This window comes from Streptomyces sp. NPDC002403, from assembly GCF_053593015.1.
The window spans coordinates 181963-196323 of record NZ_JBSFBQ010000006.1 but is presented as its reverse complement, the minus strand read 5'-3'; the positions used below and the strand labels follow the sequence as shown (position 1 = coordinate 196323).

The 14361-nt window shown below is 70.5% G+C and carries 13 protein-coding genes; 8 read left to right on the top strand and 5 right to left on the bottom strand.

The features are described from left to right. Window positions 1–97 precede the first annotated feature (97 nt). On the top strand, window positions 98–1243 hold the full coding sequence (gene hppD, locus ACWCPY_RS10265; RefSeq protein WP_329818260.1) for a 4-hydroxyphenylpyruvate dioxygenase: 1146 nt from the start codon (window positions 98–100) through the stop codon (window positions 1241–1243). A gap of 34 nt (window positions 1244–1277) precedes the next feature. On the opposite strand, the gene ACWCPY_RS10260 is transcribed toward hppD, so the two are convergent. Beyond that, window positions 1278–3020: a tetratricopeptide repeat protein gene (locus ACWCPY_RS10260; RefSeq protein WP_451263883.1), complete on the bottom strand. Its 1743-nt coding sequence runs from the start codon at window positions 3018–3020 to the stop codon at window positions 1278–1280. A gap of 97 nt (window positions 3021–3117) precedes the next feature. Between ACWCPY_RS10260 and ACWCPY_RS10255 the strand changes: the two genes are divergently transcribed. After that, window positions 3118–4485: an FAD-binding oxidoreductase gene (locus ACWCPY_RS10255; protein ID WP_451263882.1), complete on the top strand. Its 1368-nt coding sequence runs from the start codon at window positions 3118–3120 to the stop codon at window positions 4483–4485. Between the two features lie 35 nt (window positions 4486–4520). Here ACWCPY_RS10255 and ACWCPY_RS10250 read toward each other — a convergent pair whose 3' ends face one another. Then, window positions 4521–4997: an SsgA family sporulation/cell division regulator gene (locus tag ACWCPY_RS10250; RefSeq protein ID WP_451263881.1), complete on the bottom strand. Its 477-nt coding sequence runs from the start codon at window positions 4995–4997 to the stop codon at window positions 4521–4523. Window positions 4998–5209: 212 nt separating this feature from the next. On the opposite strand from ACWCPY_RS10250, the gene ACWCPY_RS10245 reads away from it, so the two are divergent. Both ACWCPY_RS10245 and ACWCPY_RS10240 read left to right on the top strand, forming a co-directional pair. After that, window positions 5210–6775 (top strand): RDD family protein, encoded by a 1566-nt coding sequence (locus ACWCPY_RS10245; RefSeq protein WP_451263880.1) that lies wholly within the window; start codon window positions 5210–5212, stop codon window positions 6773–6775. 111 nt (window positions 6776–6886) lie between these two features. Next, window positions 6887–7543: an RDD family protein gene (locus ACWCPY_RS10240; RefSeq protein WP_451263879.1), complete on the top strand. Its 657-nt coding sequence runs from the start codon at window positions 6887–6889 to the stop codon at window positions 7541–7543. A 44-nt stretch (window positions 7544–7587) separates the two neighbouring features. Here ACWCPY_RS10240 and ACWCPY_RS10235 read toward each other — a convergent pair whose 3' ends face one another. Beyond that, the gene (locus tag ACWCPY_RS10235) at window positions 7588–7953 is read right to left on the bottom strand and encodes a hypothetical protein (RefSeq protein WP_451263878.1); all 366 of its coding nucleotides are present in this window, start codon (window positions 7951–7953) and stop codon (window positions 7588–7590) included. Window positions 7954–8321: 368 nt separating this feature from the next. On the opposite strand from ACWCPY_RS10235, the gene ACWCPY_RS10230 reads away from it, so the two are divergent. Further along, window positions 8322–10721, top strand: coding sequence for an immune inhibitor A domain-containing protein (locus tag ACWCPY_RS10230; RefSeq protein ID WP_451263877.1), 2400 nt, complete (start codon window positions 8322–8324; stop codon window positions 10719–10721). A 124-nt stretch (window positions 10722–10845) separates the two neighbouring features. Further along, entirely contained in the window at window positions 10846–11181 is a 336-nt protein-coding gene (locus tag ACWCPY_RS10225) for a hypothetical protein (RefSeq protein ID WP_177328034.1), read from the top strand. A gap of 66 nt (window positions 11182–11247) precedes the next feature. Here the strand turns inward: ACWCPY_RS10225 and ACWCPY_RS10220 are convergent, their stop codons facing one another. Then, complete coding sequence (locus tag ACWCPY_RS10220; RefSeq protein ID WP_403767950.1) at window positions 11248–11832, bottom strand: isochorismatase family protein; 585 nt, start codon at window positions 11830–11832, stop codon at window positions 11248–11250. A gap of 159 nt (window positions 11833–11991) precedes the next feature. Continuing rightward, window positions 11992–13320: a nicotinate phosphoribosyltransferase gene (locus ACWCPY_RS10215; protein ID WP_451263876.1), complete on the bottom strand. Its 1329-nt coding sequence runs from the start codon at window positions 13318–13320 to the stop codon at window positions 11992–11994. 78 nt (window positions 13321–13398) lie between these two features. Here ACWCPY_RS10215 and clpS point away from each other — a divergent pair, with 78 nt between their 5' ends. Together clpS and ACWCPY_RS10205 are read left to right on the top strand one after the other, a co-directional pair. Beyond that, entirely contained in the window at window positions 13399–13713 is a 315-nt protein-coding gene (gene clpS / locus ACWCPY_RS10210; protein WP_266732620.1) for an ATP-dependent Clp protease adapter ClpS, read from the top strand. A 42-nt stretch (window positions 13714–13755) separates the two neighbouring features. Continuing rightward, window positions 13756–14343: a DUF2017 domain-containing protein gene (locus tag ACWCPY_RS10205; RefSeq protein ID WP_451263875.1), complete on the top strand. Its 588-nt coding sequence runs from the start codon at window positions 13756–13758 to the stop codon at window positions 14341–14343. Window positions 14344–14361 lie beyond the last annotated feature (18 nt).

The following is a 14361-nucleotide window of genomic DNA, read 5'->3' as shown; positions in this document are numbered from 1 at the left end:
TACAGATAGCCCGTACATCATCCCGACCCGCTGTACAGATTGCCCAGCGGATTCACGAACTATTGCGCACCTTGCGAAGCAGAGAGAGCCTTCGGACATGACTGAGACTCTGCACACCACCCCCGAAACAGCCCGGCAGGCCGACCCCTTCCCGGTCAAGGGAATGGACGCGGTCGTCTTCGCCGTCGGCAACGCCAAGCAGGCCGCGCACTACTACTCGACGGCCTTCGGCATGAAGCTGGTCGCCTACTCCGGACCGGAGAACGGCAGCCGCGAGACGGCGAGTTACGTACTGACCAACGGATCGGCGCGTTTCGTCTTCACCTCCGTCATCAAGGCGGCCACCGACCACGGCCGTTTCCTCACCGCCCATGTGGCCGAGCACGGCGACGGCGTCGTCGACCTGGCCATCGAGGTCCCGGACGCCCGCGCGGCCTACGCGTACGCGGTCGAGCACGGCGCCCTCGGCCTCGACGAGCCGCACGAGGTCAAGGACGAGCACGGCACCGTCGTGCTCGCCGCGATCGCCACGTACGGCAAGACCCGGCACACCCTCGTCGAGCGCTCCGGTTACGACGGTCCCTACCTCCCCGGCTACACCGCGGCCGACCCGATCGTCGAGCCCCCGGCCAAGCGCACCTTCCAGGCCATCGACCACTGCGTCGGCAACGTGGAACTCGGCCGGATGAACGAGTGGGTCGGCTTCTACAACAAGGTCATGGGCTTCACCAACATGAAGGAGTTCGTGGGCGACGACATCGCCACCGAGTACTCCGCGCTCATGTCGAAGGTCGTCGCCGACGGCACCCTCAAGGTCAAGTTTCCGATCAACGAACCGGCGATCGCCAAGAAGAAGTCCCAGATCGACGAGTACCTGGAGTTCTACGGCGGCGCCGGCGTCCAGCACATCGCGCTCGCCACGAACGACATCGTCGCCTCGGTGCGCGCGATGCGGGCTGCCGGCGTCCAGTTCCTCGACACCCCGGACTCGTACTACGACACCCTCGGCGAGTGGGCGGGCGAGACCCGCGTACCCGTCGAGATCCTCCGCGAGGAGAAGATCCTGGTCGACCGCGACGAGGACGGCTACCTGCTGCAGATCTTCACCAAGCCGGTCCAGGACCGCCCGACCGTCTTCTTCGAGATGATCGAGCGCCACGGCTCGATGGGCTTCGGCAAGGGCAACTTCAAGGCCCTGTTCGAGGCGATCGAGCGCGAGCAGGAGAAGCGCGGCAACCTCTGACCCGAGGGTCGGCACACCACAGGCTCCGGGCTCCTCAACGGCCGCCCGGGGCCTGTGGCGTCGGTACGGGCCGCTGCGGCCCGGGTTCCGCCGCCGGCTGCCTCGGCTGCGATTGCTGCGGTACGGGCTGCTGCTCCGGCTGCGGTTCCGGCGCGGCGGTCCGTGCCTCCGGGGACGCCGGAGCCGGTGCCTTCGGGGACGCCGGTGCCTGCGGTGCCTGCGGTGCCTGCGATGACGCAGGCGCAGGCGCGGGCGTCTCCGGCTCCGGGGCGGGACGCACGCCGGGCCGGGGAGATACCAGAGCGTCCAGCGCCTCCTGGGCGGCCGGACCGTCCAGCGGCGAGAACCGCGGATTGGAGCGCAGGGCCTTCTCCAGATTCCGGCGCGCCGGACCGTAGTCCCGCAAGGCCTTCTGGACCACGCCCAGGTGGTACGCGTACGAGGCGTTCTGCCCGCCCGTGTCCACCGCGCGGGCCGCGTACGTCAGCGCGGCGGACGGTTTGTCCGAGCGGTACAGGGCCCAGCCCAGCGCGTCCGCGACCGCCGCGCTGCGGTGGCCGCGCGCCCACTCGGCTTCCAGCAGGCCGACCGCCGCGTCCGGATCCCCGTGATCGGCCTCGAAACGGCCGCGCAGGAGCGCGTTGTCCACGCCCTGGACATCGTCCCGGTCGAGCGCCTCGCGGAGCGCGGCGTACTGGCCGCCGGCGTCTTCGTCCAGCCCCATCGACTCGTACAACTCGCCCAGTTCCAGCATGTATTCGGGCCGGGGGAGGCGCGCCAGCGCCGCCCGGTAGTCGCGCCGCGCCTCATCCGTACGGCCGAGCGCCACCAGCGCCCTGGCCCGGCCGGCGAGCGACGGATGGTGCGCCCGGTCGGTCCGCAGCGCCGCGCCGTACTGCGCGACCGCCTCCTCCGGCTCGCCCCGCGCCCAGGCCAGCTCGCCCAGCAGGGCCAGGCACTCCGCCTTCTGCACGGGGGTGGCCGCCCGGTCCGCCGCGTCCTGCGCGTTGGCCTGCGCGTCCTCGCGCCAGCCGCGGTCCAGATACATCCTGGCCGTCTGCACGAGCGCCGGAACCCCCGCACGCAGCGCCGTGAACCGCTCCACCGCCGTCTTCACGGACTTGTAGTCCCCGAGACCGGCGTACGCCTCGATCAGCGCCGGATAGACGGCCCACTGCTTCGGCTGCCGCGCCCGTACCGACTCGCCCCACTTCTTCGCCGTGCCGAAGTCGTGCCGGGCATCGGCCAGCGCCGCGAGCCCCACCCAGGCCGCGGTGTTCCCGCTCCCACCCGGCCGCACGTCCAGCGAGCGCTTCAGCGCCTGCTCGGCCCGCCCGTAGTACGCCACGTCCGCGGAACGGCGTCCCCACTCCACATAGGCCGTACCGAGCACCGCCCAGGACCGCGCGTCGGACGGATGGGTGCCCACCCACCGCTGCCGGTCCCCGATGAGCGCCGTCAGATCGGGGAGCGAGGCGGGGGACCCGGCCGCCGTCGCCGTCAGCGCACGCGAGACCGGACCGGGTACGGGCGGCGCGGCCTTCTCCCCGTCGTCCGGAACGGACACCACCGCACCCGTCACCAGCACCGCACCCGCCACCGCCCCCAGGGCCGCCCGGCGCAGCGTCGTCCGCAGCGAGAGCGGCGGGAGCCCGTCCTCCGAAGCCGGGTCGAGGAGCGCGGACAGCGCGGTGGCGCCGGAGAAGTCGGAGGCGTCAAGGGGAGCGCGGCGGCTCGGACCGGGGGACTGCGGAGGCTGCTGCGGCATGACATCCATGCCGATCACTCTGCGTCAGTAATAAGAGCACACCGCGCCTTACGAAGGCCGCGGCAGACGGGTTCACACCAATGGGCCCGGGTGTCACGCTTGGATCATGAACGGTCTTCTCGAACAACTGCGTGCGGGCCTGCCCGCCGAGGCCCTGATCACGGATCCCGACGTCACCGCCTCGTACGCTCACGACATGGCGAGCTTCTGCGACGCGGGCACGCCCGCCGTCGTCGTGCTCCCGCGCACGGTCGAGCAGGTCCAGCACGTCATGCGCACGGCCACCGCGCTGCGCGTGCCGGTCGTCCCGCAGGGCGCACGTACCGGCCTGTCGGGCGCGGCCAACGCCTCCGACGGCTGCATCGTGCTGTCCCTGGTGAAGATGGACCGGATCCTGGAGATCAGCCCGGTCGACCGGATCGCCGTCGTCGAGCCGGGCGTCGTCAACGCGGTGCTGTCCCGGGCGGTCGACGAGCACGGCCTCTGTTACCCGCCGGACCCCTCCAGCTGGGAGATGTGCACCATCGGCGGCAACATCGGCACCGCGTCCGGCGGTCTGTGCTGCGTGAAGTACGGGGTCACCGCCGAATACGTACTCGGCCTGGAGGTCGTCCTCGCCGACGGGCGCCTGCTCAGCACCGGCCGCCGCACCGCGAAGGGCGTCGCCGGATACGACCTCACCCGGCTCTTCGTCGGGTCGGAGGGCAGTCTCGGCATCGTCGTGAAGGCCGTGCTCGCGCTGAAACCCCGGCCGCCGCAGCAACTGGTCCTGGCCGCGGAGTTCCCGAGCGCGGCGACCGCCTGCGACGCGATCTGCCGGATCATGGAGCGTGGTCACACTCCGTCACTCCTCGAACTGATGGACCGTACAACGGTCCAGGCCGTCAACAAGATGGCCAACATGGGCCTCCCCGACACCACCGAGGCGCTCCTGCTCGCCGCCTTCGACACCCCGGACCCGTCGGCCGACCTGGCCGCCGTCGCCGAGCTGTGCACCGCGGCCGGTGCCACCGACGTGGTCCCCGCGGAGGACGCCGCCGAGTCCGAAATGCTGCTCCAGGCACGGCGGATGTCGCTCACCGCGCTGGAGACCGTCAAGTCGGCCACGATGATCGACGACGTCTGCGTACCCCGCTCGAAGCTCGGCGCCATGCTGGAGGGCACCGCGGCCGTCGCCGAGAAGTACGACCTCACCATCGGCGTCTGCGCGCACGCCGGCGACGGCAACACCCACCCCGTCGTCTGCTTCGACCACACCGACGCCGACGAGTCCCGGCGGGCCCGCGAGTCCTTCGACGAGATCATGGCGCTCGGCCTGGAACTCGGCGGCACGATCACCGGTGAACACGGCGTGGGCGTACTGAAGAAGGAGTGGCTCGCACGCGAACTCGGCGAGGTGAGCGTCGAACTGCACCGGGGCATCAAGCAGGCCTTCGACCCGCTGGGGCTCCTCAATCCCGGCAAGGTGTTCTGACCGCGGGCACGACGGCCGGGGCGAGCGGTGCCCGCTCATGCCTCGCCGTCCTGCGACTCGTCCGACAGCCACGGGTCGCGCATCCACAGGTCGTCGGCCGGCAGCGGCGCGAGCAGTTCGGCGAGCCCCTCGTCGATCCCGAGCAGCTCGGCCTCCGTGCCGGGCGGGACCACCCGCAGCGTCCGCTCGACCCAGGCGGCCACCGCGGCGGACGGCACCTCCAGGAGCGCGTTCCCGTCGGGAGAGGTCAGCGCGACGAAGATGACGTTGCGCTGCTCGACCTTGGTCGGCCAGATCCGGACGTCCCCGTGACCGCACGGCCGGAACACGCCCTCGACCAGCAGATCGCGGGCGAACGTCCAGTGGACGGGGAAGTCGGAGCCGATGTGAAAGGCGACGTGCACGGCGTACGGGTCCGCCGTGCGGTACGTCAGACGGGCGGGTACGGGGATGCTGCGCTCGGGCGACAGGACCAGCTTGAGTTCCAGCTCGCGTTCCACGACGGTGTGCATGAGTGCGTCCTTCCGGTGCCTGTGGACCGGTCCCATGACCGGCCCGCACAAGGAGAGAGCGCCCTCCCCGCCATCCATTACGCGACTTCCGAAAAAAATTTCCGGGCGACGGGAAAGCGGCCCAAACCCCTGGAGTGGCCCAGGGGCAGGCGGGCGTCTGGTAGATGTGGACCCGTTGCATTCAGGCCTCGAAGAGATACGGGACCACGGTGATGAGCGCCCCAACCCCGGCACCCGGTGACGAAAGCCCCCGCGAGGGGTACTACCCCGACCCGTCCATTCCCGGATACGTCCGGTACTGGAACGGCGCTTCGTGGGTGCCAGGCACGAGCCGCCCCGCCCCTCGGCAGGGCGAGCCGATGCCGGCGGAGCCTTCCGGAGAAGAGCCCTCCGCACCGGCGGCCGAGCCGCGGCCGGAGCCGCGTCCGCCGGTGCACCCGACGCCGCAGCCCGCCGCCCCGGCGCCGGTGGACGAGACCGGTCCGGTCTTCCTGGACGAGGAGCCGAACGCGGGCAACCGCCCCGAACCGGCCACCGCCTGGCAGGCCGACGCCTCCCGGCAGACCGGATTCGGCGGGGAACGCGACCGACGGGTCTCCTGGGGCGGCGCCGGCCGGTCCGACGACCAGGGCGGCCGGAGCGGTCAGGGCGGCCGGGGTGATCAGGACCGGCCTTCGGGTACGGAGCCGGGCCCCGATCCCCGTACGCCTGCCGTTGCCCCCGCCGACCGGGCACCGGCGGACCCGCGACAGCCCGCGGCAGCTCCCCCCGAGAACACGGTGGCGATCCGGCTCGGCCGGCAGGGCCGTCCCGGCAGCGGTAGCGGCGGTGATGGAACGGGTGACGCGGCACGGCCGCCGGTCGACGGGACGGTCACGATCCGGGCCGTGGGTCAGGGCGGCGGCCCGCCCGCTCGCCGGACGCCGGAACCGGCGGCCTCGGAGGGGACGATGGCGATCCGCGCGATCGCCCCCGGCACGGGTGCCCAGAGCCCCTCCCCGGCCCCTGCGCGGAACCAGGCCCCCGCCCCGGCGCAGAACTCCGCCCCGGCCCCGGCCCCCGTACAGAACCCCGCCCCCTGGGCGCAGCTCCCGGCCCAGCAGCAACAGCCGCAACAGCAGCAGCAGCCGCAGCTCCCGGCCCAGCAGCAACAGCCCCGGCCTCAGCCTCAGCAGCACCAACTCCAGCCCCAGCGACCCCAGCTCGGTGCGCAGGGTGCTCAGCCGGATCAGCCCGTCGTGCCCTGGAAGCCGCCGGTCGACGACCCCTTCCAGCAGCTCGCGCAGGCCCAGGCGGCGGCCCGGCCCGCCGGGCTCGCCAAGCGGTTCGCCGCCCGGCTGATCGACACCGTCGTACTCATGGCGCTCGTCGGAGCCATCGGCTTCCCGCTCGTCTCGCAGGCGCTGGACCACATCGACGAGAAGATCGAGGCGGCGAAGCTGTCCGGTGAGACGGTCACCGTCTGGCTGGTCGACGCCACCACGGCCGGTCTGTTCGGCGGGGTGCTCGGCGCGTTCCTCGTGCTCGGTGTCCTGCTGGAGGCGCTGCCGACGGCGAAGTGGGGGCGCACGCTCGGCAAGAAGGTCTGCGGGCTCGAAGTGCGGGACATCGAGTCCCACGACGCCCCGTCCTTCGGCGCCGCGCTGCGCCGGTGGCTGGTCTACGGCGTGCTCGGCATCCTCGTGATCGGCGTGGTCAACGTGCTGTGGTGCCTGATCGACCGGCCGTGGCGCCAGTGCTGGCACGACAAGGTGGCACACACCTTCGTCGCGAGCTGAGCGCACCCGTCCGGCTGACGGCCCATCGGGTGAGGGGCGGTCGGCTCCGCCCGTTCCCCCGAACGCACCTGAGCCGTTGCGGGCGCCCCCGCGCCGGGGTGCACTGCCCCCATGAGCAACGATCAGCCGACGTCCGGTCAGCCGCCCGAGGACGACCCGTTCCGCAAGAAGCCGCACGAGCCGCCGCCGTCATCGGGTTCGCCGTACGACAGTGCTCCGCCCCCGCCGCCGTACGATCCGGGGCCCTACGGCGGCGGACCGTACGGTGGTGCGGATCCGCTGGCCGGCATGCCGCCGCTCGGGGAGCCGGGCAAGCGCATCCTGGCCCGGCTGATCGACTTCCTGATCATCTCGATCCCGCTCTATCTGATCTCGCTGCCGTGGGGCGGCGCGGTCGAGGTGTCGGAGAACAACGGCAACGGCAACAGCGTCGGCGATGTCTTCAGCCAGACGTACAGCGGGCACCAGTTGGTGTGGTCGCTGATCGGCCTGGTCGTCTACGTCGCGTACGACACGTACTTCACGCACAAGGACGGCCGGACCCTCGGCAAGCGGCTGCTGAAGCTGCGGGTCGCGATGCTCAACGACGGCCGGGTGCCGGACACCGGCGCGGCGTTCCTGCGGGCCGTGGTGCTGTGGCTGCCGGCACTGCTGTGCTGCCCGTGCCTGTGGTGGCTGATCAACATCGTGCTCATGTTCACGGACAAGCCGTACCGGCAGGGCCTGCAGGACAAGGCGGCGAAGACGGTGGTCGTACAGACCAACTGAGTTGGACCGACCGAGCCGGACCGACCGAGCCGGACCGAAAGACCCTAGGGCCGCAGCGAGTGCTGGCCCACGCGCTCGTCCGCGGGGGTCGCGGAGCGCTGCGCGGCCTCGCGGGGGGCGGTGAGCGGGGTCCGGTCCCCGTCGCGGGCGAGGCCCTCGGCCTCGACGGCCGCGGAGACCGCGTCCTGGTTCACCCGGACCGCGGAGCGGGCCCTTGCCCGCTTCGCGGTTTTCGTGTGTGACGGCTGGGGTACGGTCACGGCCACCAGCAGACCGAGCACGAGCGCCGCGGTTCCGATGACGGCGATTCCGACGCCCGATTCCGTACGGGAGAGCAGCAGCATCGCGAGGGTCGAGAAGACGACGGTGACCGAACCGTAGGAGAGCTGTGCGGCAGTGGGATGCGGCATGGCGGTATCCGTCCTCGGGGCATCGGATGGGCAGTCTCTCGACACGGTCGGACTGTCAATCGACTCTACGACGGTGGATGCCCGAGAGGGACCACTGGTAAGCGTGACCTAACCCACGGTACCGGTGCACAGGGGGCGCACGGAGTCATTCCGTACCCCAACCATGGCCCGTGACGCGCCGGTTGCCTGCTTGGTGAACGTCCGGATAACGGAAGCGTGCTCCTACATAGTGCACTTGGCCTGTTCAAGTCAAGATCTGTCTTTTCGCGCGTAACTCCGGTCGAATGTCGTCACTTGTGACGCGTATTCGCGCGCGGCCCCACACCACTCCTGGCCGCAGCGGCGAGTGCCGGGGAGGACTGCATCAAGTGACCACAAACAGACGGGCGCTTCGCGCCGCAGCGGTTGTCGTGGCCATGGCCGCCACTGCCGCCACGGCGTCGGCTTTTGCCACGGCCCAGGCAGATGACACGACATCGGGGGCCAAGAGCGCCGCCGTCGAACGCCGTGACCCGGGTTCGGCGAAGGGCAACGAGCACGACCTGAAGGGCCCGTTCACCGAGAAGCAGGACGCACAGCGTCAGGCCGCCCTGGAACAGGTCATATCGGGCGAGAAGAAGATCACGAAGCGTGGCGGCTCGCAGGTCGTCAAGCTCGACGACAAGAAGTACGTCGAGCTCGGCCGCGAGAAGACCGACAAGATCTTCACGGTCCTGGTGGAGTTCGGCGACCAGGTCGACAACACCACCATGTTCGACCCGGACGGCGACGGCCCGAAGCCGCCCGTCCCGAAGTACGGGGGCACGCCCGGCCCGCTGCACAACAAGATAGCCAAGCCGGACCCCAAGAAGGACAACAGCACCGCCTGGCAGGCCGATTACAACCAGGCCCACTTCCAGGACCTCTACTTCGGCAAGGGTGCTGGCAAGGACTCGCTGAAGACGTACTACGAGAAGACGTCCTCCGGGCGCTACTCGGTCGACGGCGAGGTCTCCGACTGGGTCAAGGTCCCGTACAACGAGGCCCGTTACGGCTCCAACTACTGCGGATCCACCAACTGCGCCAACGCCTGGGACATGATCAAGGACGGCGTGAACGCCTGGGCCGCCGACCAGAAGGCCAAGGGCCGTACGCCCGAGCAGATCAAGGCCGATCTCTCCCAGTACGACCAGTGGGACCGTTACGACTACGACAACGACGGCAACTTCAACGAGCCCGACGGCTACATCGACCACTTCCAGATCGTCCACGCCGGTGAGGACGAGTCCGCGGGTGGCGGCGCCGAGGGCAAGAACGCCATCTGGGCCCACCGCTGGTACGCCTACGGCACCAACGCCGGCGCGACCGGCCCGGCCGACAACAAGGCCGGCGGCACCGAGATCGGTGACACCGGCATCTGGGTCGGCGACTACACCGCGCAGCCCGAGAACGGCGGCCTGGGCGTCTTCGCCCACGAGTACGGCCACGACCTGGGCCTGCCGGACCTCTACGACACCACCAACACCGCCGAGAACTCGGTCGGTTTCTGGTCCCTGATGTCGGCCGGTTCCTGGCTCGGCACCGGCAAGAACTCGATCGGTGACCTGCCCGGCGACATGACCGCCTGGGACAAGCTCCAGCTGGGCTGGCTCGACTACGCCGAGGCCAATGCCGCGACGAAGTCCACCCACAAGCTGGGCGTCTCCGAGTACAACACCAAGAACAAGCAGGCGCTCGTCGTCACGCTGCCCGAGAAGCCCGTCACCACCGCCGTCACCAAGCCGGCGGAGGGCTCCAAGCAGTGGTGGAGCGACATGGGCGACAACCTCAGCAACACCCTGTCCCGTTCGGTGGACCTGACCGGCAAGTCCAAGGCCTCGCTGGACCTTTCGGGCTGGTGGGACATCGAGAAGGACTACGACTACCTCTACACCGAGGTGTCGGACAACGGCGGCACCAGCTGGACCGCGATCGACGGCACGGCCGACGGCAAGGCGATCCCGCGCGACGCCAGTGACAAGCCGGCCCTGACCGACGTCTCCGGCGCGTACCAGAAGCTCTCCTTCCCGCTGGACGCCTACGCGGGCAAGAAGATCGACATCCGCTTCCGCTACGCCACCGACGGCGGCGCGGGCGGCGTCGGCTTCGCCGCGGACACCATCTCGGTGACCGCCGACGGTGCCGTGCTCTTCACGGACAACGCCGAGGGCGACGACAACGGCTGGACCGCCAAGGGCTTCTCCCGCGTCGGCGAGTCCTTCACCAAGGACTACCCGCAGTACTACATCGCGGAGAACCGCCAGTACGTCAGCTACGACAAGACCCTTGAGGTCGGCCCGTACAACTTCGGCTTCTCCAAGACCCGTCCGGACTGGGTGGAGCACTACCCGTACCAGAACGGTCTGCTCGTCTGGCTCTGGGACAAGTCCCAGAAGGACAACAACGTGTCGCAGCACCCGGGCCAGGGCCTGATCCTGCCGGTCGACGCGCACGCCAAGCCCCTGAAGTGGGCCGACGGCACGATCATGCGCAACAAGATCCAGCCGTTCGACGCCCCCTTCAGCTGGTACGCGACCGACGCCTTCACGCTGCACAACGCGGACGCGCCGGTCCGGGTCAAGTCGCAGCCCGGCATCCCGGCCTTCGACGACCACAAGGGCACCTACTGGTACAAGGAGAACCCGACCGGAAGTGTTCAGGTCCCTGACACGAACACCCGGATCTCGATCGTCAAGGAGCCGCGCAGCGGCCAGACGATCACCGTCAAGGTCGGTCCTTCGCACAAGTAGTTCCGTATAACCGCAGGTCAACGCATGATCGGCCGTCGCCCTCTAGCGGGCGGCGGCCGATCGTGTTTAGGTGCGTCTTGTTCAGGAGCTTATTGACACGACGTCTCACGGGGGAGCGCGGAGCATGGCAGGCGGAGGATTCTGCAAGTTGCCGAACGGCAGTGTGGTGGTGGCGATCACTCTGCCCAGTCCGACGGACGGAGCGGGTCCCGGCACCCCGGTCCGGGTCCTGGTGCACGCGGCCAACCGGGCCCGCGCCCTGACCCGGCTGCGCAACGCGGGCCTGCGCGCCGTCTACCTCCGCGGCAACGCCGAACCGCCCACGCCCGACGAGATCACCGCCGTGCTGCACCACCCCGACGGGCTGCTGTGGCGGGCGAGACCGCAGCAGGCGCAGGAGCTCTGGCACCCGATCCGGGCCCTGCTCCGCCCCGCCGTCCCCGTACGGCGTCCGGCCTGAGGCACGCGGGGCGTCCGGCCCGCGGCACGCCCGGGGCCTTGCGCGGGCCGCGGGGGCGTGGCGCGCCTACACCACCGGCTTGCCGGACAGCTTCACGCCGGCCCTGCGGAGCTCCTCCAGGGCCCGCTCCGTGGTCGTCTCGGCGACCCCGGCGGTCAGGTCGAGCAGCACATGCGTCGTGAAGCCCGCCCGGACCGCGTCCAGCGCCGTCGCCCGCACACAGTGGTCGGTCGCGATGCCGACCACGTCGACCTCGGCGATCCGGTGGTCCCGCAGCCAGTCGGCCAGCCCCACGCCGTTCTCGTCCAGGCCCTCGAAGCCGCTGTACGCCGCGGCGTAGGCGCCCTTGTCGAACACCGCGTCGATCGCCCCCGAGGCGACCGCGGGCGCGAAGTTCGGGTGGAAGCCGACGCCCTCGGTGCCGGCCACGCAGTGCGCAGGCCAGGAGTCCTCGAAGTCCGGCTCGGCGGAGAAGTGACTGCCCGGGTCGATGTGGTGGTCACGGGTGGCCACCACGTGGTGGTACCCGGCCTGGGCCTCCCCGATCAGATCGGTGATGGCGGCGGCGACGTCGGCTCCCCCCGCCACGGCGAGGCTGCCGCCCTCGCAGAAGTCGTTCTGAACATCGACGACGATCAACGCGCGGTGCATGGCGGGTGTCCTTCGGTGGGGGACGGTCGGCGGTCGTGGGGGGTGTGTTTCGAGCCTAGGGACTCCGGCCCCGGATAGGGAGGGGACGGAACGGAGCCCTGCGGCGCCCGGAGAGCACGATGGTGAGCGAGCACGCCCGCCCGCCACCGCGCTCCACCGTCACATGTACTCCGTGGGAATCACCGGCTCTCCGCGCGACAGCTGCACCGCCGACATCGGCAGCCCCGCCCGTGCCGCGATGTGCCGCTCACGCGCCGCGTCCAGCGGCTCGCGGGCGATCACCTCACCGCCCCGGACCAGCTCGACCAGCAGCTGCCGGCCGGCCAGCTCCGGCGGAACGGCGCCAGTGCCGACCACCTCGGCCTCGGCCACCCCGTTCTCGTCCAGCCGGCGCGCGGCCCACTTGCGACCGCCCACCGACGACTTCGCGCCGAGCGACTTCTTGGCCACCGGACACAGCGGCTCCGCCGGGTCGGCCGACCCGGCACGGGCGACGAGCTTGTAGACCATCGAGCAGGTGGGCTGTCCGCTGCCGGTCACCAGCTGCGTGCCCACCCCGTACGCGTCGACCGGGGCCGCGGCCAGCGAGGCGATGGCGTACTCGTCCAGGTCCGACGTCACCACGATCTTCGTCTTCGTGGCGCCCAGCTCGTCCAGCTGCTGCCGCACCCGGTGCGCGACCAGCAGCAGGTCGCCGGAGTCGATCCGCACCGCGCCCAGCTCGGTCCCGGCGACCTCGACCGCCGTACGGACCGCCTCGGCGACGTCGTACGTGTCGACCAGCAGCGTCGTGCCCCGGCCCAGCGAGTCGACCTGGGCCCGGAAGGCGTCGCGCTCGGTGTCGTGGAGCAGCGTGAAGGCGTGGGCGCTCGTCCCGACGGTCGGGATGTTGTAGCGGAAGCCCGCCGCCAGGTCGGACGTGGTGTTGAAGCCGCCGATGTACGCGGCGCGGGCCGACGCCACCGCCGACAGTTCATGGGTGCGTCGTGCACCCATCTCGATCAGGCCACGCCCGCCGGCCGCGGCGGACATCCGCGAGGCCGCGGCGGCGATCGCCGAGTCGTGGTTGAGGATCGAGAGGATCACCGTCTCCAGCAGCACGCACTCGGCGAAGGAGCCCTCCACCCGCAGGATCGGCGAGCCCGGGAAGTACACCTCGCCCTCCGGATAGCCCCAGATGTCACCGCTGAAGCGGTAGTCGGCCAGCCAGGCGAGCGTGGGCCCGTCCACGACGTTCTGTTCGCGCAGGAAGGTGAGCATCTCGTCGTCGAAGTGGAAGTTCTCCACCGCGTCCAGTACCCGTCCGATGCCCGCGACGACGCCGTAGCGCCGCCCCTCGGGCAGCCGGCGCGTGAAGGCCTCGAAGACCGAGCGCCGGTCGGCCGTGCCGGCCTTCAGCGCGGCCTGCACCATGGTGAGCTCGTACTGGTCGGTGAAGAGGGCGGTCGACGGCACACCGACCCGTCGCCCAAGGTCCGCAGAGTTCATGTTCCGGATGCTACCCCTATTTCGTCAGAGTGACGAGATCTCGGGTCGTTTGTGCGATGGGCCCTCCCGAGTGGCAGCATGGGGTGGGTGAGCGTCGCACCCACAGAGATCGAGCGTCCCGAATCGGCCGAGGAGAGTGTCGTCGTCCCCGAGCCGGACGTCCCCTGGGTGACGCTGGTCCACAACGACCCGGTCAATCTCATGAGCTACGTGACCTATGTCTTCCAGGCCTACTTCGGCTACCCCAAGGACAAGGCGCACAAGCTGATGCTGGACGTCCACCAGAAGGGGCGCGCCGTCGTCTCCAGCGGCAGCCGCGAGGAGATGGAGCGCGACGTCCAGGCCATGCACGGCTACGGACTGTGGGCCACCCTCACACAGGACCGCAACTAGACCTCCCCGCCCGTTCGCCCGACCCACCATCGGAGAAAACCCATGGCCGGCCACTTCGAGGCCACCCCCGGCGGCGGCGCGGCCGTCGCGCTCGACGAGGTGGAGATCGCGATCCTGCGCTCCCTCGCCGTCCAGCTGCTGGAACTGATCGGTCCCGGCGACGAACCCGCCGAGGGCGCGGACCCGCTCGCCGCCCTCTTCGCGGAAGGGCCCAGCGAACCGCCCACCGACCCCGCCCTGGCCCGCCTCTTCCCCGAGGCGTACGGCGACGAGGACAGCGAACTGCGGGCAGCCTCCGCCGAATTCCGCCGCTTCACCGAGAAGGATCTGCGCACCCGCAAGCGCGACGACGCCCTCGCCGTCGTACGCACCCTGGACGCCCTCACGGTCGCCGGGGACGGCTCCGCCGTGCTCGAACTGACCGGCGACGAATGCCGCAACTGGCTCGGCGCCCTCAATGACCTCAGGCTCACCATCGGTACCCGGCTGGAGGTCTCCGACCAGGACGAGGGCGAGTCCGGCTCCTCGCTCTACCGGCTCCCCGACAGCGACCCGCGCAAGCCGATGGTCATGGCCTATCTCTGGCTCGGCGCGCTCCAGGAAACGCTCGTGGAAACGCTGATGCCGTAAGGGCCGTCCCGTGGCCGG